Source organism: Rhodospirillaceae bacterium (genome assembly GCA_018660465.1).
GTDB lineage: Bacteria > Pseudomonadota > Alphaproteobacteria > Rhodospirillales > JABJKH01 > JABJKH01.
On record JABJKH010000075.1, the window covers coordinates 23,388 to 44,264 of the forward strand.

Genomic DNA, 20,877 nt, shown 5'->3' on the forward strand with positions numbered 1-20,877 from the left:
AAAATAAATACCATGCTTTCGCGAAAAAGAATTCTTGTTACCGGTGGCGCCGGATTCCTAGGGTCACATTTATGCGATCGTCTGGTGGCTGACGGTCACGATGTCATTTGCGCCGATAATTATTTTACCGGCACCAAAGATAACATTGTTCATCTCATGAATAATGCGCATTTTGAAGTCCTGCGCCACGATGTGACGTTTCCGCTCTATGTGGAAATAGATGAGATTTACAATCTCGCGTGTCCTGCCTCGCCGGTGCATTACCAATACGATCCGGTACAAACCACTAAAACAACCGTGCATGGCGCCATCAACATGCTGGGCCTGGCAAAACGCACGGGGGCAAAAATTCTTCAGGCCTCAACCAGCGAGGTTTATGGCGACCCCACCATTCACCCGCAGACCGAAGACTACCGCGGCAATGTTAATCCGATTGGGCCGCGCGCCTGCTATGACGAAGGCAAGCGCTGCGCGGAAACCCTGTTTTTTGACTATTACCGCCAGCATGAGACCAAGATTCGGGTCGCACGAATTTTCAACACGTATGGCCCGCGCATGCATCCCAACGACGGGCGCGTGGTTTCTAATTTTATTGTCCAGTCCCTGAAAGGGGAGCCGATCACCCTTTATGGTGACGGCAGCCAGACCCGATCGTTCTGTTATGTCGATGATTTGATTGATGGTTTGGTCCGGTTAATGAATGCCTCAAACGATGTGACGGGACCTGTAAATTTGGGCAACCCGGGTGAATTCAGTATTCGTGAACTCGCCGAAAAGGTCATCGCCGCAACGAACGGCTCGTCAAAATTGATTGAAAAGCCCCTGCCGGAAGACGATCCTTTGCAGCGCTGTCCGGATATCAGTTTGGCACAAAAAACCTTGGAATGGTCGCCGACCATTCCTCTGGATCAAGGCCTGGAAAAAACCATCGATTATTTCCGCAGTATTCTTTAGGTCATAGATTCTCGATAAACTCGGCCGGCCCAGCCGCGGAGGCCACGCTCTTCTTGTTCACTATCGCCTTGTAGCCAATCACGAACCGGCACAAAAAACCCTGTCTTCTCGCGGTTTAGAACTTTGTCTGGCAAAGGTATTTTAGGAGTCAGGGCCATATCTCTTTTACTATAGCCCCGCTCAAATCCGATCATCGGCGCGAGTTCTTTAAACAAGACTTTGTCCACCAGAGGCACGCGAATTTCCAGGGAATGTGCCATCCCCGCCCAGTCTGCATCGCGCAGCAACTGGCACCGCATATACCATTCCATTTCCAATGCTGCGACGGCGCGTCGAGGTTCTGAGATCGAAGCCGGAGCGCGGTTAAGCCTAATCAGAGGTTCCAAATCCGACCATCCTTGGCGCACCAAATCTGCATCCAAGACTTGCGGCAATTCCCACGGCATGAACAGTCCGCGTCGCAGCAAATATGCATCCCCAAGCCGCGTCCCCAATTCTAATAAACCCGCAGTCTTGGGTGAAATTGTTTTTGCAAAGTGGCTGAGGACAGGTGCCGCAATGGCACGAAGCCCGCTTCCTATTGCACGACCCCCGGGAACACTTCCCCCCCATCGCGCCAATTTCGGCACTTGCGCGAATGTATCGTATCCGCCAAAGAGTTCATCCCCCCCCAATCCGGAAAGCGCCACTTTCAAGCCTGACGCCGCCGCTGCCTTGGAAACAAAATAGGTGTTAACGCCATCAATGCTGGGTTGGTCCATGGCGGCAAACAGCGCATCCCGTTCACCTTGAAAGGCGGAACCGGTAACCCATTCGGTCCGGTGGTGGGTGCCATAAGTTCCGGCCACCGTTTCAGCTAACGGCACCTCGTCTTTTTCCGTGCCCTTAAATTCTTCAAACCCCAGGGTCAGGGTCTTCAGCCCGGCACCGTGGTGTTCTGCCGCCAGTCCGGTAATCGTCGTCGAATCGAGCCCCGAAGACAAAAACACGCCAACCGGCACATCGGCGACGAGGTGGCTCCGAATACTGTCGGAGAGCGCTTCTCTCAAGGCTTCCGCTGAAGTTGAACTTTTGCGGTCCTCGACAGGCGCTGACAAGCGTTCTGTTACATCAAAGAACGTTTTCGGTGCACCGACGCCCTTTTCATCAACCCACAGGGTCGTGCCCGCTGGAAGACTGCGGATGTCTTGGAAAAGTGTATGTGGTTCAGGGACATAGCCGAATAGAAAAAACCCGACATGACCTGCTGGATTAATCCCCGTTCCAACCTTTCCTCCGGCCTTAAGGGCTTTTACCGTGGAGGCCGCGCGAAAGGTGCCGCCCGTATCAGCATAATATATTGGCTTAATCCCAAAGGGGTCCCGCGCCAAAAATAGACCGCGTTTGGCCTCATCCCAAATCGTGAAGGCATACATGCCACGAAGGTGACGCACCATATCGGCACCATAAAGATGGTAGAGATGCAGCAGGACTTCTGTATCGGAGTTGGTTTTAAACACTTGCCCTTTGGCTTCAAGCTCGGCTCGAAGGGCGCGAAAATTATAAATCTCACCGTTGTAGCTAATCTGATATCGCCCGTCCTCAAACGCCATGGGCTGTGCAGCAGCCGTGCTGAGGTCAATGATCGAAAGCCGCCGGTGCGCCAGCCCGACCCGACCGTTTGAAGAAATCCACGACCCCGCGTCATCTGGCCCGCGCGGGATCATGTGGTCGCGAATGGCCTCCAACTCCGCCCCCTCCACGGGCGGCGCGTCAGACCGATAAGCGAAAATGGCGACGATTCCACACATAACCTTGTTATTCCTCAGTGAGCGGCCTAGTTAAGCTTTACTGGAACCTGCACGCAAAGCATTTTGCATATATGAGGGAAATCGGAGTACAAAGACCCCATGACTGAACCTTCCGAACTTGTCCAATTGGTGGAGAACCTGAGCCAGGCGCGTGTGCTGTGCGTTGGCGACCTGATGTTGGACCGATTTGTTCATGGCTCGGTTGATCGAATTTCGCCAGAGGCCCCAATCCCTATCCTGCAAATTAACAATGAAATTTCCATGCCCGGCGGTGCCGGCAACGTGGTCCGAAATTTGGCAGCACTCGGCGCAAATGTGCGATTTATTACTGCACTCGGCAACGATAGTGCAGGCAAAGAACTCAGCGTTCTGCTCAACAGCTTTGATCGGGTTGACCCGGTTCTGGTAGTGGATACGGGACGCACAACCTCAATCAAGACCCGCTATTTGGCCGGCAATCAGCAGATTCTGCGCGCTGATCAGGAGAGCACCGAAGCACTCGCCCCTGAGTTGGCCGATACACTTCTGTCAGAAGCACGTCGTGCGTTAAAGGATAGCGACCTTGTGGTGCTGTCCGATTACGGCAAAGGCGTGTTGTCGAGTGACCTCATTCAAGGCGTAATCGAAGGCGCGCGGGAGGCGGGAAAGCCGGTGATTGTCGATCCCAAAGGACACGATTATGCCCGATATCAGGGGGCAGACCTTATTACGCCTAACCTGACAGAATTAGAAGGAGCAACCCACTTACCTGTAACAAACGACGACGAAGTTATTGCTGCCGCGCAAAAATTGATCGAGGACCACGACCTATCGGCCGTACTTGCCACCCGAAGCAAAGACGGCATGACCTTGGTTGCCAAAGATGGCGAAGTCACTCATTTAGCAGCCGAGGCCCGCGAAGTATTCGATGTTTCTGGTGCTGGCGACACCGTGGTTGCCACCCTAGGTGCCGCCATGTGCGTCGAAAAAGATTTGGCGCGAGCGGCCAAGTTAGCAAATATTGCCGCAGGTATCGTCGTCGGTAAGGTTGGCACGGCCGTTGCCTATGCCAAAGACGTCATTGTCGAATTGCACCATCAGGAAATTTCCAGCGCCGAGGCCAAGGTTCTAACCCTGGAACAAGCACTTGATCAGGTCGGGCTCTGGCGACGACGCAAAATTCAGGTTGGCTTTACCAATGGCTGTTTTGATTTATTGCACCCGGGACATGTTTCGCTACTGGCCCAAGCCAAAGACGGCTGCAACCGTTTGATCGTCGGGCTTAACAGCGATGCATCCGTAACCCGGCTCAAGGGCGAAGACCGCCCCATCCAATCTGAAGCGTCCCGAGCCGCCGTGCTGGCGTCTCTTGCCAGCGTCGACATGGTGGTCATTTTTTCCGAAGACACACCAATTGAATTGATCAAGGCGATCCAGCCTGACGTTTTGGTCAAGGGAGCGGATTACTCTGTGGACGAAGTTGTCGGGTCAGATGTGGTTCAATCTTATGGTGGACGTATCCTGCTTGCCGATTTAGAAGACGGCCACAGCACCACAGCCACAATCAAACGAATGGCGCAGTAAATTATCCGTCGTTGCCGGTCAGGCCTGACATCAACCGTGCCCAAAAACCCTGATCACTTGTTGGTAATTTTCTTTGCGGACTGCGCCTTGCGATTGGAGCGCCACTTTGTTGCGTAATGCCAGGCAGCGCCCGAACCGGAAGACCTGCGTGCGCCTTGCTTATAATTTTATGCCATAATTTTGCTGGCAGGCCGCCGCCTGTTACCTTCCGCATGGGGCGGCCATTGTCGTTTCCAAACCATACACCTGCGGCCAAATCGGCGGTATAACCGATGAACCAGGCGTCTCGGTAATTTTGACTGGTTCCTGTTTTACCTGCGGTCGGTCGGTCCAGTTTGGCATTTCGTCCCGTGCCAGATTGGACAACCCGGCCCAGCATGGCGTTCATATGCCTAACATTTTGCGAGTCGATAATACGGCTTGGGCCGGAACCTTGACGTCGATACAGGACGTTTTTCCGCCCATCACGAATTTCAGTAATTCCATGCGGCCACACTGCAGCCCCGCCATTGGCGAAGGGAGCGTAGGCGGAGACCAATTCCAATAAACTCACCTCAGCCGTTCCCAGAGCTAGACTGGGCTGTGCCTTCAAGGGAGAGGTAATCCCTAGGCGCTGAGCCGTCCGCACGACATTTTTTCGCCCCGCATGTTCTGCAACACGGACCGCGACAGTGTTGATCGACTGGGCTAGACCGTGGGCTAATGTAACTTCACCCTGATGACGGCGCTGGAAATTTCGCGGCGACCAGGTGCCAATACGAATAGGTGCATCTAGTATTCGGCTGCTGGGTTTTAGCCCGGCTTCCAAACCTGCCAAATAAACAACTGGCTTAAACGCCGACCCTGGCTGACGTCGGGCTTGGGTCACCCGGTTAAATTGACTTTTCACATAGTTGCGTCCGCCAACCATGGCGCGGATCGCCCCTGTGGGTGTCATTGCGACGAAGGCCGCTTCAGAGGCTTTGGCTTTTTTGCCAGCTCCCGCTAGAGCTCCACGCACAGCCTTTTCTGAATTAGCCTGCAAAGTGGCATCAAGGGTTGTGACAACGGTTAAGTCATAGCTGCCGGGTGATACATAATCCGGCACCTGTGCCATCACCCAGTCAATGAAATAGCGTGGTGAGGACGTTCGGCGGTTATTTGCAAATTTCTGCTTTTTTAAATGCCGGGCCGCTTTGGCCTGGGCTTGGGTGAGATATCCTGCGGCAACCATATTTGCCAAGACTTGGCGGGTCCGTTTCTGAGAGCGCTTTTTATCACGCAGCGGGTTATACCGGGACGGTGCCTTCAAGAGCCCAGCGATAAGGGCGGCTTCATAAGTGCTCAGCCTCCGCGCAGATTTTCCAAAGTATTTTTGGGCCGCAGCTTCAACCCCATAAGTGCCTGCGCCCAAGTAAACACGGTTCAAGTAAACACTGAGAATTTGGTCCTTAGTAAATTGATGTTCCAGCCACAATGCCAGAAGCAGTTCCTGCACCTTGCGCTTGAGCGAGCGTTCTGGAGTTAGAAATATATTCTTTGCTACTTGTTGGCTGATTGTACTGCCGCCTTGCACAATGCGGCCAGCGAGAATATTGGCGACGGTCGCCCGCGCGAGCCCAATTAAATCAAGCCCGAAGTGATCATAAAATCGGCGATCTTCGGTCGCCAAAACCGCGTGCGTTAGATCAGGCGGCAGTTCTTTTAATTGGGCGGGCAAGCCGTAAAGATCGCCGTAAGTGGCCAAGGTGGAGCCGTCAACGGCAACGATTGTCACTGTCGGCTGCCGGGTCGGTTTTAAGGCCTCTTCCACATCTGGCAGGTCATAGGCATACCACGCCATGATCCCCCCCAGTCCGATAAAGCCCCAGACGGCCAAGGTCAGTGTCCAGGACAATAACCTAGCAAAACCAAATCCGCGTGCTTCCTGATTTTTATTGGATTTCGCCATAGACCTATCCTCCACAATCGTGGTTAGGAATCGGTTAACAAAGACGATTTTTTGTTAAAAATCTGAGGCTTAGACCACTTTCTAAGGCATCCGACAATTAAGCACGTGATGCAATAAATCCGGTGCGATGACGCAGCCCTTTACGTTGACGCGCCACATTTCAGCACCATTCAAATCGGCTTCGCGAAAATCTGAACCGCGCAAGTCTGAATCGGAAAAATCCACGTAACATAATAAGGCGCTTCGGAAATCAGCGTTCAACAGCACTGTTTCCGATAAGTTTGCACCCCGCAAATCGGCACCTGCGAAATCTGCCCCGGACAAATTAGAGCCTCGCATGTCGGCGTTCCTGAGGTCTGAACCTCGGAAATCCATGTCTCGGAGATCAAGCCCAACCAAATTAGCGCGTGTGCCCGCACCATTGTCAGCTACCCATGCGTGGTGATCGTCAAGAATTTCGACCAAGGAACGTTCGTCGCGAGCCATAATCCGAATCTCCTTATCGCCTCTCGGCAAAAAATTAATTAAATTGAATTTGCCTAATAAATTCGTCAGACGTCAAGGTTAGCCACTTTTAAAGCGTTTGTCTGGATAAATTCTCGACGAGGCTCTACCACATCTCCCATTAAGGTTGAGAAGACTTCGTCCGAATCGGAGGCGTGGGCAACTTTGACCTGTAATAATGTGCGAACATTGGGGTCCAGGGTGGTTTCCCAAAGTTGCTCTGGGTTCATTTCGCCCAACCCCTTATAACGTTGGATGCCGACACCCTTACGGCCTGATTCCATAATTGCATTCACCAGCGAAACCGGCCCGGTCGTCGAATATTCTTTGTCCTTTACGGTCAGTGTTCCATGCGCGCCGTAGCCCCGCTGTAGGTCCGCCGCACGCTCATCAAGTTGACGCGCTTCACTCGAGCGAATTACCGACTCGTTGATCAAGTATTGTTCGGTCACGCCTCTAAGCGTACGCGCGAACGCCAATCCGCCATCTTCCGAAACCGTGCCCTTCCATCCTCGCTCAGCAATAGGTTCCAGGGCATCAAGGCGCTTGGCGATAAAGTCGGCGACCTCGCCAGCGAGTTTATCGTCGGAGAGAATTTTCGGGTTCAACACTCCTAAAATTGCCGCTTGCTCCAAAATTTTCACCGGCAAGTGTTGCGCCAGATGGGTCAGCAGGATCTTCGCCTCACGTGCTTCTTCAACCAAATTGCGCAAATCTGGCCCCGCAATTTGATTGCCGCCACCATCTACAAGGACGGTTCCCTCATCAATGGCGGCATTAAACAGGTAGTCTTCCAGGGCAGGATCATCCTTCAAATAAACTTCTGAATTCCCCCGTTTGGCCCTATAAAGAGGAGGCTGCGCGATATACAGAAAACCGCGTTCGATAACTGCTGGCATTTGCCGATAGAAGAATGTGAGTAGTAGAGTTCTGATGTGGCTGCCGTCAACGTCCGCATCGGTCATGATGATGATTTTATGATAGCGGCATTTTTCAATATCGAATTCTTCGTTGCCAATCCCAGTACCGAGTGCTGCGATCAAGGTGCCTATTTCAGCCGAACTGAGCATCTTGTCAAAACGTGCCCGCTCAACGTTCAATATTTTACCCCGAAGCGGTAGAATTGCTTGATTAGACCTGTCCCGGCCTTGTTTCGCTGACCCACCGGCAGAGTCACCCTCAACGATAAACAGTTCGCTGAGTTCCGGATTGCGTTCTTGGCAATCAGCCAACTTTCCAGGCAACGAACTTATGTCCAGTGCGCCTTTGCGCCGGGTAAGTTCGCGAGCCTTCCGCGCTGCCTCACGGGCGGCGGCGGCTTCGACAATTTTGCTGATGATTTTTTTGGCGTCTGCAGGCCGTTCTTCGAACCATTGGTCAAGCTGTTCACTGATGATACTTTCAACAATGGGGCGAACTTCTGACGAGACCAACTTGTCCTTGGTCTGCGACGAGAACTTGGGATCAGGTACTTTGACCGACAAAACACAGGTCATTCCCTCCCGCGCATCATCGCCTGTAATGCCGACCTTTTCCTTTTTAGTAATCCCGCTAGACGTTGCGTAGGCATTGATGGTCCGGGTCAGAGCACCGCGAAAGCCCGCCAAATGGGTGCCGCCGTCGCGCTGCGGAATGTTGTTGGTAAAACACAGCGTATTTTCGTGATAACTGTCGTTCCACTGCATAGAGAGCTCAACAGTCATCCCATCCTTTTCACCTGATACGGAGATTGGGATTTCATGCAATGCGGTTTTTGATTTGTCGAGATAAGCCACGAAAGCGGTCAGGCCACCTTCGTAATGCAGATCGACCGATTTTTCATCCACGTGGCGCGCATCGGTAAGCTTCAAAGCCACGCCCGAATTCAGGAATGCCAATTCGCGTAGGCGGTGCTCCAATGTTTGAAAATCGAATTCGGTCATGGTGAAGGTTTCGGTTGAGGGTAGGAACGTGATCCGGGTGCCGGTCAAGGGCTCGCCATCAATCAACGGCGCATCGCCAACCACTTCCAAGGACTTCACGGTGTCGCCGCCCTCAAATCGGACAAGATGTTCCTTGCCATCGCGCCAGATGCAGAGTTCCAGCCATCTAGAAAGGGCATTGACCACAGAAACCCCAACCCCATGCAAGCCGCCTGAGACTTTGTATGAATTCTGGTCAAATTTACCGCCGGCATGGAGCTGGGTCATGATGACCTCCGCCGCTGACACGCCTTCTTCTTTATGAATATCCACCGGAATTCCGCGGCCGTTATCAGAAACCGTCACGGACCCATCCGCGTTCAAGATCACATCGACCAGATCGCAGTGACCAGCCAGCGCCTCATCAATCGCGTTATCAACAGCTTCGTAGACCATGTGATGCAGGCCTGAGCCATCATCGGTGTCGCCGATATACATGCCGGGGCGTTTACGAACGGCCTCTAGCCCTTTGAGAACCTTAATCGATTCGGCATCATATTCTTCGGTAACTTCTTCGTCGGTATTATTTTCTGTATTTTCGTCTGACATTATAATTCACTTCCTAAGATACGCGCCGAAGGGCAGCGTCCTTTACTTCAAAAAATTGAGCTCGGCCCTCTAATGGCTCAAATAGCGAACGATCGGTTCCAGTCATCCAGGCTTGGGCACCAAGGCCAAGTATCTCATCAAACAAAGCTTGCCGGCGCTTATCGTCCAGATGTGCTGCAACTTCATCGAGCAACAACAATGGCTGAGATCCTCGCTCTTCCGCTTGCAGTTCCGCATTGGCCAAAATTAAAGCAATTAACAGCGCTTTTTGCTCGCCGGTTGAACACAAAGCCGCGCGCTGGCCATTGCCCAAATGGCGCACGTCCATATCGCTTTTGTGTGGACCCATTGCTATTCCGCCAGCCTCTGCATCCGAAGGTCGCGACGTCGCCAATGCTTCTCGATAGCGGGTTTCCACTGCCAATGCTGGCATCTCTTCGAGCCACGTTTCCAGCCCGCCAGTCACCACTATTTCTGATGCGGGGAAGACGCCGGTCCGTGCGGCACAAATTTTATCGAGCCGGGCTGCCATCAGTTGGCGGGCTGCGATGACGGCGATCCCTCTTTCAACCATGGTTTCTTCTAGTGCCGTCAACCACGCGGCATCTGCACCCGTACCCTTATCGCGCAATAATCTTGAACGTTCGCGCATTGCTTTTTCGTAGGCCGCGACCCGGCCCGCGTGGGCGGGATCGTAACCAAAGACCAAGCGGTCTAAAAACCGGCGGCGCGCAGAGGGCCCTTCAATAAACAAACGATCCATTTGCGGGGTCAGCCAAAGGGCATTTAAATATTCGCCCAGCACGGCTTGGCTTTTAACAGTTTCGCCGTTTACGTGGACTGCCCGGCGTTCCCGGCCTTCATTCGGTTTTGTATTGTCCAAGCCGGTGCCAAGATTAACCGATCCCGCCGGGGTCTCGATCGAGGCGGCAACCGCCCACGGCTTATGGGTGGCACCGTCTTCAGCACGGCCGACTTCGCCCAATCGGGCACGACGGAGACCTCGTCCCGGAACCAAAAATGACAGCGCTTCCAGTAAATTAGTTTTCCCAGCACCGTTTAGGCCTGACAGCACAACAGGCTCAGGCCCACATTCAAGCCGTTCGAAAGCGTAGCACCGAAAGTCGGTTAAAGTGACTCGAGCGACCGAAACCTCAATGGCAGACGAATTCCTCGCCATGGCATCATTGGATTCAACGTTTTTGACTGCAAGGTTTTGCAAATCGATCAGAATCAAACTTTCTTTAAAGACGGGCCCTCACCACATAGAGGCCCGGCGCGTTACACCCGCCAATTACACCCGCCCGTTAAACCCTCATGGGCATGAGCACATAAAGCGCGCTTTCATCGTCCACCTCTCGCACGATTGTCGGCGAAGCGGCGTCAGCTAATGACAAACGAGCATTATCACCTTCAATTTGCTTAGTGATGTCTAGCAAGTAGCGCGAATTAAATCCAATTTCCAAACCTTCGCCGCGGTAGTTTACTTCGACTTCTTCGATGGCACTGCCGGAGTCAGGGCTGCTGGCGGATAGGATTAGAACATCGTTCTTCAGTTCCAGCTTGATGGCGCGGGATTTTTCATTGGAAATAGCTGATACACGATCAACTGCCGCCGCAAACGATTTACGATCGACTTCCAATTCCTTGTCGTTATTGGAGGGAATAACCCTTTCGTATTCTGGAAAAGTTCCGTCGATCAACTTCGACGTCATTACCGCATCGTCGAACGCAAAACGAATTTTCGTATCAGAAAGAGCGATATCGATCTCATCGCCTGATTCATCAATCAACTTGCGAATTTCTGTTACCGTTTTACGCGGAACAATCACGCCCGGCATTCCGGCGGCACCTTCCGGCAAAGGCACTTCTGCACTCGCCAGTCTATGGCCGTCGGTCGCAACGGCGCGCATTACATCTACGCCATCGCGCTCTGCCGGATGTAAATAAATTCCATTTAGGTAATAGCGCGTTTCCTCAGTGGAGATCGCAAACTGGGTGCGGTCGATGAGAACCCGAAGGTCGCCTGCCGATAACTTAAAAGCATGCGGCAGATTGGCGCCATCAATGGCCGGGAAGTCTTCTACCGGCAAACACGCTAGGGTGAAATTTGACCGTCCGGAACGGAGCGCCAATTGGCCGTCCATGCCGTCACTGTCTATTTCCACTTGTGAACCATCCGGCAGGCGCCGGATAATTTCATATAACGTCAGCGCCGGTGCGGTAAGTGCCCCTGGGTTTGCAACTTCGGCCTCTACCGAGCCGACGATGTCCAAGTCCATGTCGGTTGCGCTCAGGTTCAAGCGACCGTCCGCTGCTTCAAGCTTGACGTTAGAGAGAATTGGGATCGTTGTGCGGCGCTCAACAACGCTCTGCACATGCCCCAGCGACCGCAGGAGGGCCGCTCGTTCGATGGTCAATTTCATGGCAATATTTTATAATCGATCAGTTGTTTTTGTCTGTACCGTCACTTGCATGGCCCGCCCCCTTTTTACCCCCATTCACCCGAGCCATACTAAAGGTGATGCAGCGGTCAAAAATGACCACACGAGGAGAGAAGTATTATAACAAATGTCCTTGGAATCAGAAGCGTTTTCGACAGGAAATAGCCTACTTCTAGCCCTAATTACGGGATTAGAGGACATAGTCTCCAATTAGGTGCCGGTTCTGGTGATGGCTCGGGTGTTTTAGGGCTTCAACCCTCCAACATCCGCCTTAAAAGCTCCACATCTTCGGCGAACCCAGCATCCGATTCGCGGAGCTCATCGACCTTGCGAACCGCGTGCATGACAGTTGTATGATCACGACCGCCAAACTTGCGTCCGATTTCCGGCAATGACCGCGACGTCAGTTGCTTCGCCAGATACATGGCGACCTGTCTCGGTCGCGCGACCGACCGTGCTCGACGCGCGGAATGCATGTCGGACATCCGAATATTGAAATGCGACGCCACCCGTTTCTGAATTTCTTCGATGGTCACCCGGCGGTCGTTCGCACGCAATAAATCATGCAGGACCTCTTGGGCCGTCTCCAAGGTGATTTCTCGACCTACCAGCTGCGCATGCGCGATGACCCGGTTGAGGGCACCTTCAAGCTCGCGCACATTGGCGGTAATTTTATGGGCGAGGAATTCGGTCACTTTTCGCGGCACCTCAATCCCGGCTTGCTCAGACTTAGACAACAAGATGCCGAGCCGGAGTTCATAAGTCGTCGCGTGAATGTCCGCAACCAAGCCACAGTTCAAACGCGATTTCAGGCGTTCTTCCATACCCTCCATCTCGGACGGCGACTTGTCGGCAGAAATTACAATTTGGCGTCCTTGATCAACCAGGGCGTTAAAGGTGTGGAAGAATTCTTCCTGGGTTGATTCTTTGCCACTGATAAACTGAACATCGTCAATCATTAACACGTCGACAGAGCGGAACTGCTCTTTGAAGTCCACGGTATTTTGTTCGCGCAACGCCCGGATAAACCGGTACATAAATTTTTCCGCCGATAGATACATCACTGTACGCGATGGGTCCGCTTTGCGGATATGCCAAGCGATGGCGTGCATCAAATGAGTTTTGCCCAGGCCGACACCGCCATACAGAAATAAAGGATTAAATTGAAGCCGTGTTGCCTCCGCTACGCGCTGGGCAGCGGCATGGGCAAATTCGTTCGGCTTACCAACAACAAATTGATCGAACGTAAACCTCGGATCCAGCGGCGCACTAATTTCATTGCGGTAGGAATCGTAGCGCTTGTTATTGGACTTTTCTTCCGGGGCTGGTTTTGGTGCTGCCTCAACCTTTTTTGAAGTGGGAGAACCCGTCGTACGTTCCGGTTGCACAAACACATCAACCGAATTCACCTCAGGCATTTCACCGCACCATAGATTTTCCAAACGTTCCGCATAATGCGCCATAACCCAATCCCGCATGAATCGGGTTGGCACAGAAATCCGAACTTTGCCATCGCGCACTTCGCGCACAGCCATCGGCTTCAACCAGCTTTTATACGACGTTTCCCCAACTTCCGCGCGGAGATTGTCACAAACCCTTAGCCAAGTTTCCTGAATAAGACCGTCGGTCATTCCATCATTCATTTTTTAAGTGAGCCCCCATTAGGCAACCCGGTCCCCCGCTTTTTTTAATCTTGAACCGTGCTTAATAAGCCGGTCCTTAATTTTTTTACTGTTCGTCTATCGTAACCGAAACCAGACCCACCGTCTGGATCACACCACAACCCACGCCAACTCTAAAATATTGCCAAAAAAATAAAAAAAACTTCGTCGCTTTAATAGGCTAATTCGAACAATTAGATAATTCTGGGACACAACAATAAAGGGAATAGCTTAGTCGTCTTAACTTTATTACGACCGCTTTTTTTCTATTGTTTTATGCAGAAATTTATCCCCGTGCCATGAAGCTCCCTAAAGCCAATCTAACGAGCCCTGATGATGGTTGCAACAGACTCCAAATGGGAAAAACAAAAATAAATTTCTTGACAAAAAACGGCGGGTAGAGTCCCCCGCACATTAGAGATCAGACACAAAAAAAGGCCGTCCCCTGTTAAGGAAACGGCCCGACTTGAAGGCTTAATTTCAGTTAGGCTGCCATCGCCTTGATTCTTACGGACAATCTGGAAAGTTTCCGCGACGCCGTGTTGCGATGGAGGATGCCTTTCTGGGCACCGCGCATAAGTTCGGGCTGCATTTCACGAAATGCGGTCTGTGCTTGAGCCTGATCGCCAGACTCAATTGCTTCTTCTACTTTCCGGATGAAGGACCGGATGCGGCCTCTGCGCGTGTTATTAACTTCTGTACGCTTCAGGGTTTGCCGAATACGTTTTTTTGCCGATGCGTGATGCGCCATCGTTTACTCTCTATCTAAATTTTTGAATTCGAAGGCTGGCTTATATAACCCGTGCTAGGCCCCGTCAAGCCCCGTCAAAGCTATATGAGACTCGCACTTTCCTACTTGCCGGAGAACTTGGGCGACCGCTTCTCAATGAAGGCTGCCATTCCTTCCTTTTGATCTTCGGTGGCGAACGATGCATGGAACATTCTGCGCTCAAATTTAATTCCCTCAGCCAGCGATGTTTCGAACGCCCGCTTCACAGCTTCTTTCGTCATCATGGCCATAGGACGGGACATGTTTGAGATTTTTTCGGCCACCGACAATGCATCATCCAGCAGTTTGTCAGCAGGTACTATTCTGGCAACCAAACCCGAGCGTTCGGCTTCTTCTGCCTCCATCAAACGGCCCGTCAGACACATTTCCATAGCCTTGGATTTCCCCACAGCCCGGGTGAGTCGTTGAGTGCCACCAGCCCCCGGCAAGGTGCCAATGGAAATTTCCGGCTGACCAAATTTAGCCGTGTCAGCAGCAATGATCATATCGCACATCATGGCGATTTCGGCACCGCCCCCAAGGGCATAGCCCGCCACCGCCGCGATCACCGGCTTGCGGCATTGATCGATCCGTTCCCAGTCCCTGGTGATAAAGTCAGCCTGATAGACATCCATGAACGAATTGGATTGCATTTCTTTAATATCTGCCCCAGCGGCAAACGCTTTTTCATTGCCGGTTATTACAATTGCGCCGATATCTTTGTCAGCTTCCAGGTCATCTAACGCCTGGCTTAACTCTTCAATTAAAGCAGCGTTTAACGCGTTCAAAGCTTCAGGACGGTTTAGCTGGATGAGCCCTACACCGGTTCCTTCTTTTTTCAGGATGATATTTTTATATGCCATGCGGTGCCGCCTATCGTTCAACTGGAGTTAACGTAACAGCGAGTTTAACGCCGCCTGCAATGCGCGTGACCTTGAGCTCAAGAATTTCGGTCTCGCGCTGAAACCGAGTTGCGCCGACGATCTGCCAGCCTAATTGCGGTAGGGTCGCCCGGTAAAATCCGATTACATCCCCTGGTTGGCTCGCACCTTTAGCCGTAGCGTGAACGATCCGTCCGGCGGGCGTGTCATAGATCATGCCGGCATCACGAACTTCATCCAATCCCGGTGCCAGCGGCAAATCCTCAACGCCCGAGAAAAAGTCTTGAGCCTGCTCCGCGCCATTAGAATGTGTCGGCACCGCCACCGCCAACGCGATCACCAGTAAAAAAATTGTGTGGAGTCGAACTGTCATCTCTTTCGCTATACCATCACCGCTGCCGCTGCGCACAATAAAAAGTGGATCGGCCGGATTGAACGATTTGTTTTATACCGCCTGTTTTCGCCATATCGCAGTCGCAGCCGGGACACGCCTGCCCGGCCCGGCCATAGACGGCAAAGCTGTGCTGAAAGTAACCCAACTCGCCAGAGGTCTGACGATGATCGCGCAAGGATGAACCGCCTGCTTCAATGGCTTCCAAAAGCACATCGCGGACCCTGCCTGCTAATTTCTCGGCCCGACCGCCTTGTACTGTCCGAGCTTTGCGACGCGGCGAAAGACCCGACCGAAACAGGGCTTCTGAGACATATATATTACCGAGCCCTGCGACCACCCGCTGATCCAATAGGGCGGCCTTGATCGGCGTGTTGCGGCCCTTAAGTGCTGCCGCCAATGCAGGGCCGTTGAAAGCATTGGACAAAGGTTCCGGTCCAAGCTTGGCCAACATTTTATGGCTGTCGAGTTCCCCGGGCCGGACCAAATCCATAAACCCAAACCGGCGCGGATCGGTAAAGACCACCGTCGTCCCGCCATCTGTTTCAAATACCACATGATCGTGGGGGCCAGGCTCGGGAAGGACATCGCCTGCCTTGAAAATCGTCATCCGGCCCGACATGCCCAAATGCCCGATCAATACCTGCCCATCATCCAAGCGCACCAGCAGATATTTCGCCCGTCGATCGACAGACGTTATCTTGCGGCCCCTCAAGCGTTCGGGAAAGTTTTCAGGAAATGGAAATCGTAAATCCGGGCGACGCTGCAGAACGCGGGTGAACCGCTGGCCTTCAAGAACAGGGGCCAAGCCTCTACGAACAGTTTCGACTTCAGGTAATTCAGGCATGGTATAATCTAGCGTGTCCGGACGGGTTAGGCTATGGTTCGGCCATGTCGAATTCAGAAAAAATTTCGGACGAGCCTGGCACGACCCATTTCGGCTTCCGCTCCGTCGCAGAAGATGAAAAAGAATCTCTGGTCCGGGGCGTCTTTGACAGTGTCGCGCCTAAGTATGACATCATGAACGACCTGATGAGCCTAGGTGCCCATCGGTTGTGGAAGTCGGCGTTCCTGGATTGGCTGGCACCGCGCTCTGGCATGACGCTTCTGGATGTCGGCGGCGGCACCGGTGATATTGCGTTCGGATTTTTGGGACGAGGTGGCAGCAGTGTCCGGGTTGTCGACATTAATAAAGAGATGCTCGCCTGTGGCCGAGACCGCGCGATTGATAAGGGCATCTTGGACGGCATCAGTTGGACTTGTGGCGATGCCGAGAAACTACCGGTCGAGGACAGCTCCGTCGATGCCTTCACCATCGCTTTCTGCATCCGTAACGTCACGCATATAGAGAACGCCCTAAGCGAAGCCCGACGCGTCTTAAAACCCGGCGGACGGTTTATGTGCCTGGAATTCAGTCGGGTCGCATGGCCGGTGCTGGATAAAATTTATGATACCTATTCGTTTCAGATGCTGCCTGCACTTGGAAAGTGGGTCGCGGGCGATGCCGAAGCCTACCAATATTTAGCCGAAAGCATCCGCCGCTTTCCCGACCAGGATACGTTTGCTGAGATGATCACGGACGCGGGCCTGGATCAGGTCAAATACCGCAACCTCTCTGGCGGCATTGTCGCCATCCATTCGGCGTGGCGGATCTGATACGATGGCGTCAAACTTTCGGAACGCACGACGCCTGCTGAAGATCGCTCGAATACTCGCCCGCCATGACGCTTTGTTTTTGCTGGAGAAGTTAGAGGTTGCCCCCGCCGTCGTCACGGCGGCCCGGCTCATATCCAGAAAACGCGTCAAAGGCCGCCCGGGTCAGCGCCTTGCCAAGGCACTACAGGAGGCCGGGCCTAGCTTTATCAAACTGGGCCAAGCCCTTTCGACCCGTTCAGATCTACTGGGCGAAGAACTAACGGGTGATCTGTCTGATCTTCAGGACAGCCTGCCGCCTTTCAGTGGCGCCGAAGCCCGCGCCGCGATCGAAGCGGAATTCGGCAAACCCGTGGACGCGTTGTTTTCCAAATTTGATGACAAAGCCATCGCCGCCGCTTCCATCGCCCAAGTTCATTTTGCGGTTACCACTGATGGCCGCGACGTCGCCGTCAAAGTTCTACGCCCTGAAATCGAAAGCGCGTTTCAGGCCGATCTTGACCTCTTCACGTGGGTTGCGGGGCTGATTGAGAAAACCCGGCCCGATTTGCGCCGCTTGAAACCAATCGAGTCTATAAAGACCGTGGCCGACACGGTGGCTATGGAAATGGACCTGCGGTTTGAAGCGGCTGCGGCCGCAGAACTGGGGGAGAATTTTAAAGACGATGAGTCTTTTAATGTCCCCGCCGTGGATTGGACCCTCACCGGTCGTCGGGTGCTGACCACCGAGCGCATGGGGGGCATCCCCATGGATGACCGGGACGCCGTCCTAAAAGCAGGGTTAGACCCGGAAGACGTCGTTCGAAAAGCCTCCCGAGCCTTTTTCATGCAAGTCTTCCGTGATGGCTTCTTCCATGCAGACCTGCATCCCGGAAATTTATTCGTCGATGATAATGGCAATATCGCCGCCGTCGACTTCGGCATCATGGGCCGCATGGACCGACGCACCCGGCGGTTTCTAGGCGAGATGTTGCTAGGATTCCTCACCCGTGATTATGCGCGGGCGGCACGGGTTCACTTCGATGCTGGCTGGGTCCCTGCCGATCAATCTGTTGATTTATTCACCCAAGCGTGTCGATCCATTGCTGAGCCCATCTTGGATCGCCCACAAAACGAGATTTCAATCGCTCGACTTTTGGGACAATTATTCGGCATTACCGAAACGTTTCAAATGGAAGCCCAGCCGCAACTGCTTTTGCTACAAAAAACCATGCTGGTCGCCGAAGGTACTGCGCGTCGTTTGTGCCCAGATGCAAACATGTGGCTTCTGATCCGACCCTTAGTCGAGGAATGGATGGCCAAGACCCTCGCACCCGAAAATCTAGTGGCCGAGGCTTTCGATGAAGCCACCAGCACCCTCCGTCGACTGCCCACCATCATCGAAGGCTTGGAGAAAAGCGTTATCCAAGTCACACAAGGCGGCCTGAAACTTCACCCCGATACAGTTCGTGCCATGGCCGGACGCAAAGGGCCGGGCACGCCCCTGCCACTCTGGGTGATTGCTGGTTTTTTAGCAGCGTTGCTTTTCGTCTTAACCTAGTACGGCGAAATCCAGTTCCACCACACTAGACAAGAAATTCTCTTGTACTTGCAATGCACTCCAACAATCGTTAGTTTCTACATTCTATTTGCGTAGATTAAATGGAACTCCCTTTGTTAAGTGGAAAACGAATTTTATTTATCGTTTCGGGCGGCATCGCGGCCTATAAGTGTCTGGAGGTTATCCGGCGCTTACGTGAACGCGGCATTGCCGTGCGCTGCATCCTGACCAAGGGTGGCAGCCAGTTCGTAACGCCTTTGTCCCTCGCCGCGATCAGTGGCGATAGAGTTTTCGATGATCTGTTCTCTTTAAACGACGAAAACGAAATCGGCCATATCCGCTTGTCTCGGGAAGCCGATCTGGTTGTTGTCGCCCCCGCAAGTGCGGATATTTTAGCAAAGATGGCCCATGGTCTGGCTGATGACCTAGCAACCACCGCATTATTGGCGACCGATAAGCCGGTCCTTGTGGCCCCCGCCATGAACCCCCGCATGTGGGAGCATCCGGCGACGCGGGCCAATGTGGCGACCCTGGAAGCGCGTGGCATCATTCGCATCGGCCCCGGCTTCGGCGAAATGGCCGAAAGCAACGAAGCCGGTGAAGGCCGATTGGCGGACCCGCCTGATATTGTCACGGCGATTGTTTCTTATTTGGAAGGAACTCCCAAGGGTCAAGGCCGCTTGGCCGGCCTAAGTGCCCTGGTTACCAGCGGCCCAACGTTCGAGCCTATTGATCCCGTCCGCTACATCGCCAACCGGTCTTCCGGCAAACAAGGCCATGCGATTGCGCGAGCGCTGTCAAATTTGGGTGCGGATACATCGCTGGTGACAGGGCCGACCCAACTGCCTGATCCCATGGGCGTACGCGTAACTCACATTGAAACCGCACGCCAAATGTTGGAAGCGTGTGAGGCAGCCTTGCCCGTGGATGTGGCCGTATGTGCTGCTGCAGTAGGTGACTGGCGGGTTGGTGAGGCGGCAAAAAACAAAATTAAAAAAGACGGCAAGAACACGACGCCGACCCTGGATTTGACTGAAAATCCAGATATTTTGGCAAGCCTCGGGCAATCAAAACAGCGCCCTCGGCTGCTTATTGGATTTGCCGCTGAAACTGAACAAGTCGTCGAGAACGCCATCGCCAAGCGCACAAAGAAAAAATGTGATTGGATTCTGGCCAACGACGTATCGCCAGCGACAGGGACCTTTGGCGGAGACGATAACACGCTGCATTTGGTCACAAGCGAGGGCGTCGAGGATTGGCCCCGCCTCGGCAAACAGGCCGCCGCAGATAAACTGGCCGGGCATATTGCAGATGCAATGGAAAAGTTGGCATGACGGCGACCCCTCTAAAAGTGCCACTGCAGCGCATGCCGCATGGGAATGATTTAGACCTTCCAAGCTATGCCACCGCCTTAAGTGCGGGCATGGATTTGATTGCCGCTGTGGACGATCCGATTTCGTTGGAGCCCGGCGCGCGCGCGGTGATTCCATCTGGTATCGCCATCGCCCTACCACAAGGATTCGAGGCGCAAGTCCGGCCCCGGTCCGGATTGGCAGCAAAACATGGGGTTACTGTTCTAAACAGTCCCGGCACAATTGACGCCGATTACAGGGGTGAAATTGGCGTTATATTGGTGAACTTCGGTAACGAGACGTTCCACGTTGACCGCGGCATGCGGATCGCGCAAATGGTCGTTGCCGCTATCGAAACCGTGGCTTGGTCCGAAACAAAAACTTTGCCTGCCTCAGTACGAGGCGATGGCGGCTTCGGGTCAACTGGATAAGAAATTCTGGGGAGAGTGATTTAGGTTATGCTACGACTGTCGAAAAAAATGTTGTTTGCGATCGAGGCTGTGCTGGATATCGCCTATCATTCAGCGAGTGAACCGGTCCAAAGCCATCAGATTACCAAACGCCAAGGCATTCCCCGGCGCTATTTGGAACAAGCTCTACAGCATTTGGTGCGGGATAATATTTTAGTCGGTGTCCGTGGCCCGCGAGGCGGGTATCGGCTCGCCCGCGAACGCCGCCGAATTTCCGTTGCCGATATCGTTCGCGTGGTCCAGGTGATGGAAAAAAATGAGAACAAGGACGACGAGTTGCTTGAATCAGATTTGGGCCGGAAGGTTGTCCAACCCTTATGGTTAGAACTTCAGGTCGAAATGACGGCACGTCTGGAAAATTTGAGCATCGACGATCTTTGTACCCGCGCTAAGGACGAGGGCGTTGTGAGCGAGGGCCAACGCAATCTTGATTTCATCATTTAATAGAACGAAGGGTTTCTAACA

Annotated in this window: 18 protein-coding genes; 7 read left to right on the top strand and 11 right to left on the bottom strand. The window is 53.2% G+C overall.

What is annotated here, in order from left to right; genetic code table 11:
• Window positions 1-12 precede the first annotated feature (12 nt).
• Window positions 13-954, top strand: a complete 942-nt coding sequence (locus tag HOM51_11680; GenBank protein MBT5035165.1) for an SDR family oxidoreductase — start codon at window positions 13-15, stop codon at window positions 952-954.
• On the opposite strand, the gene asnB is transcribed toward HOM51_11680, so the two are convergent.
• The gene (asnB, locus tag HOM51_11685; protein ID MBT5035166.1) at window positions 951-2,744 is read right to left on the bottom strand and encodes an asparagine synthase (glutamine-hydrolyzing); all 1,794 of its coding nucleotides are present in this window, start codon (window positions 2,742-2,744) and stop codon (window positions 951-953) included. The two genes, HOM51_11680 and asnB, sit on opposite strands and share 4 nt — an antisense overlap.
• Window positions 2,745-2,843: 99 nt before the next feature.
• Between asnB and rfaE1 the strand changes: the two genes are divergently transcribed.
• Window positions 2,844-4,307 carry a D-glycero-beta-D-manno-heptose-7-phosphate kinase gene (gene rfaE1 / locus HOM51_11690; GenBank protein ID MBT5035167.1) on the top strand — a complete coding sequence of 488 codons (1,464 nt, stop codon included), beginning with the start codon at window positions 2,844-2,846 and terminating at the stop codon, window positions 4,305-4,307.
• Window position 4,308: 1 nt separating this feature from the next.
• Here rfaE1 and HOM51_11695 read toward each other — a convergent pair whose 3' ends face one another.
• The 10 genes from HOM51_11695 to mutM all read right to left on the bottom strand — a co-directional run bounded on the left by HOM51_11695 (window position 4,309) and on the right by mutM (window position 16,244).
• The gene (locus HOM51_11695; protein MBT5035168.1) at window positions 4,309-6,237 is read right to left on the bottom strand and encodes a PBP1A family penicillin-binding protein; all 1,929 of its coding nucleotides are present in this window, start codon (window positions 6,235-6,237) and stop codon (window positions 4,309-4,311) included.
• A gap of 81 nt (window positions 6,238-6,318) precedes the next feature.
• Complete coding sequence (locus HOM51_11700) at window positions 6,319-6,723, bottom strand: pentapeptide repeat-containing protein (protein ID MBT5035169.1); 405 nt, start codon at window positions 6,721-6,723, stop codon at window positions 6,319-6,321.
• 65 nt (window positions 6,724-6,788) lie between these two features.
• Window positions 6,789-9,251 carry a DNA topoisomerase (ATP-hydrolyzing) subunit B gene (gyrB, locus tag HOM51_11705; protein MBT5035170.1) on the bottom strand — a complete coding sequence of 821 codons (2,463 nt, stop codon included), beginning with the start codon at window positions 9,249-9,251 and terminating at the stop codon, window positions 6,789-6,791.
• A 13-nt stretch (window positions 9,252-9,264) separates the two neighbouring features.
• Window positions 9,265-10,431, bottom strand: coding sequence for a DNA replication/repair protein RecF (gene recF / locus HOM51_11710; GenBank protein ID MBT5035171.1), 1,167 nt, complete (start codon window positions 10,429-10,431; stop codon window positions 9,265-9,267).
• Window positions 10,432-10,558: 127 nt separating this feature from the next.
• Window positions 10,559-11,677: a DNA polymerase III subunit beta gene (locus HOM51_11715; GenBank protein MBT5035172.1), complete on the bottom strand. Its 1,119-nt coding sequence runs from the start codon at window positions 11,675-11,677 to the stop codon at window positions 10,559-10,561.
• 269 nt (window positions 11,678-11,946) lie between these two features.
• Window positions 11,947-13,326 (bottom strand): chromosomal replication initiator protein DnaA, encoded by a 1,380-nt coding sequence (gene dnaA, locus HOM51_11720; GenBank protein ID MBT5035173.1) that lies wholly within the window; start codon window positions 13,324-13,326, stop codon window positions 11,947-11,949.
• Between the two features lie 514 nt (window positions 13,327-13,840).
• Entirely contained in the window at window positions 13,841-14,107 is a 267-nt protein-coding gene (rpsT, locus tag HOM51_11725) for a 30S ribosomal protein S20 (protein ID MBT5035174.1), read from the bottom strand.
• A gap of 101 nt (window positions 14,108-14,208) precedes the next feature.
• The gene (locus HOM51_11730; GenBank protein MBT5035175.1) at window positions 14,209-14,988 is read right to left on the bottom strand and encodes an enoyl-CoA hydratase; all 780 of its coding nucleotides are present in this window, start codon (window positions 14,986-14,988) and stop codon (window positions 14,209-14,211) included.
• 10 nt (window positions 14,989-14,998) lie between these two features.
• Window positions 14,999-15,379, bottom strand: a complete 381-nt coding sequence (locus HOM51_11735) for a hypothetical protein (protein MBT5035176.1) — start codon at window positions 15,377-15,379, stop codon at window positions 14,999-15,001.
• Between the two features lie 16 nt (window positions 15,380-15,395).
• Window positions 15,396-16,244: a bifunctional DNA-formamidopyrimidine glycosylase/DNA-(apurinic or apyrimidinic site) lyase gene (gene mutM / locus HOM51_11740; protein MBT5035177.1), complete on the bottom strand. Its 849-nt coding sequence runs from the start codon at window positions 16,242-16,244 to the stop codon at window positions 15,396-15,398.
• Window positions 16,245-16,288: 44 nt separating this feature from the next.
• On the opposite strand from mutM, the gene ubiE reads away from it, so the two are divergent.
• The 5 genes from ubiE (at window position 16,289) to HOM51_11765 (ending at window position 20,856) form a co-directional block, all read left to right on the top strand.
• A complete protein-coding gene (ubiE, locus tag HOM51_11745) occupies window positions 16,289-17,053 on the top strand; it encodes a bifunctional demethylmenaquinone methyltransferase/2-methoxy-6-polyprenyl-1,4-benzoquinol methylase UbiE (GenBank protein ID MBT5035178.1) in 765 nt (254 codons plus the stop codon).
• Between the two features lie 4 nt (window positions 17,054-17,057).
• Entirely contained in the window at window positions 17,058-18,590 is a 1,533-nt protein-coding gene (gene ubiB, locus HOM51_11750; protein ID MBT5035179.1) for a 2-polyprenylphenol 6-hydroxylase, read from the top strand.
• Window positions 18,591-18,691: 101 nt separating this feature from the next.
• Window positions 18,692-19,924: a bifunctional phosphopantothenoylcysteine decarboxylase/phosphopantothenate--cysteine ligase CoaBC gene (coaBC, locus tag HOM51_11755; protein MBT5035180.1), complete on the top strand. Its 1,233-nt coding sequence runs from the start codon at window positions 18,692-18,694 to the stop codon at window positions 19,922-19,924.
• Window positions 19,921-20,373: a dUTP diphosphatase gene (dut, locus tag HOM51_11760; protein ID MBT5035181.1), complete on the top strand. Its 453-nt coding sequence runs from the start codon at window positions 19,921-19,923 to the stop codon at window positions 20,371-20,373. Before coaBC ends, dut begins: the two co-directional genes overlap by 4 nt.
• Before the next feature lie 27 nt (window positions 20,374-20,400).
• Entirely contained in the window at window positions 20,401-20,856 is a 456-nt protein-coding gene (locus HOM51_11765) for an Rrf2 family transcriptional regulator (protein ID MBT5035182.1), read from the top strand.
• Window positions 20,857-20,877 lie beyond the last annotated feature (21 nt).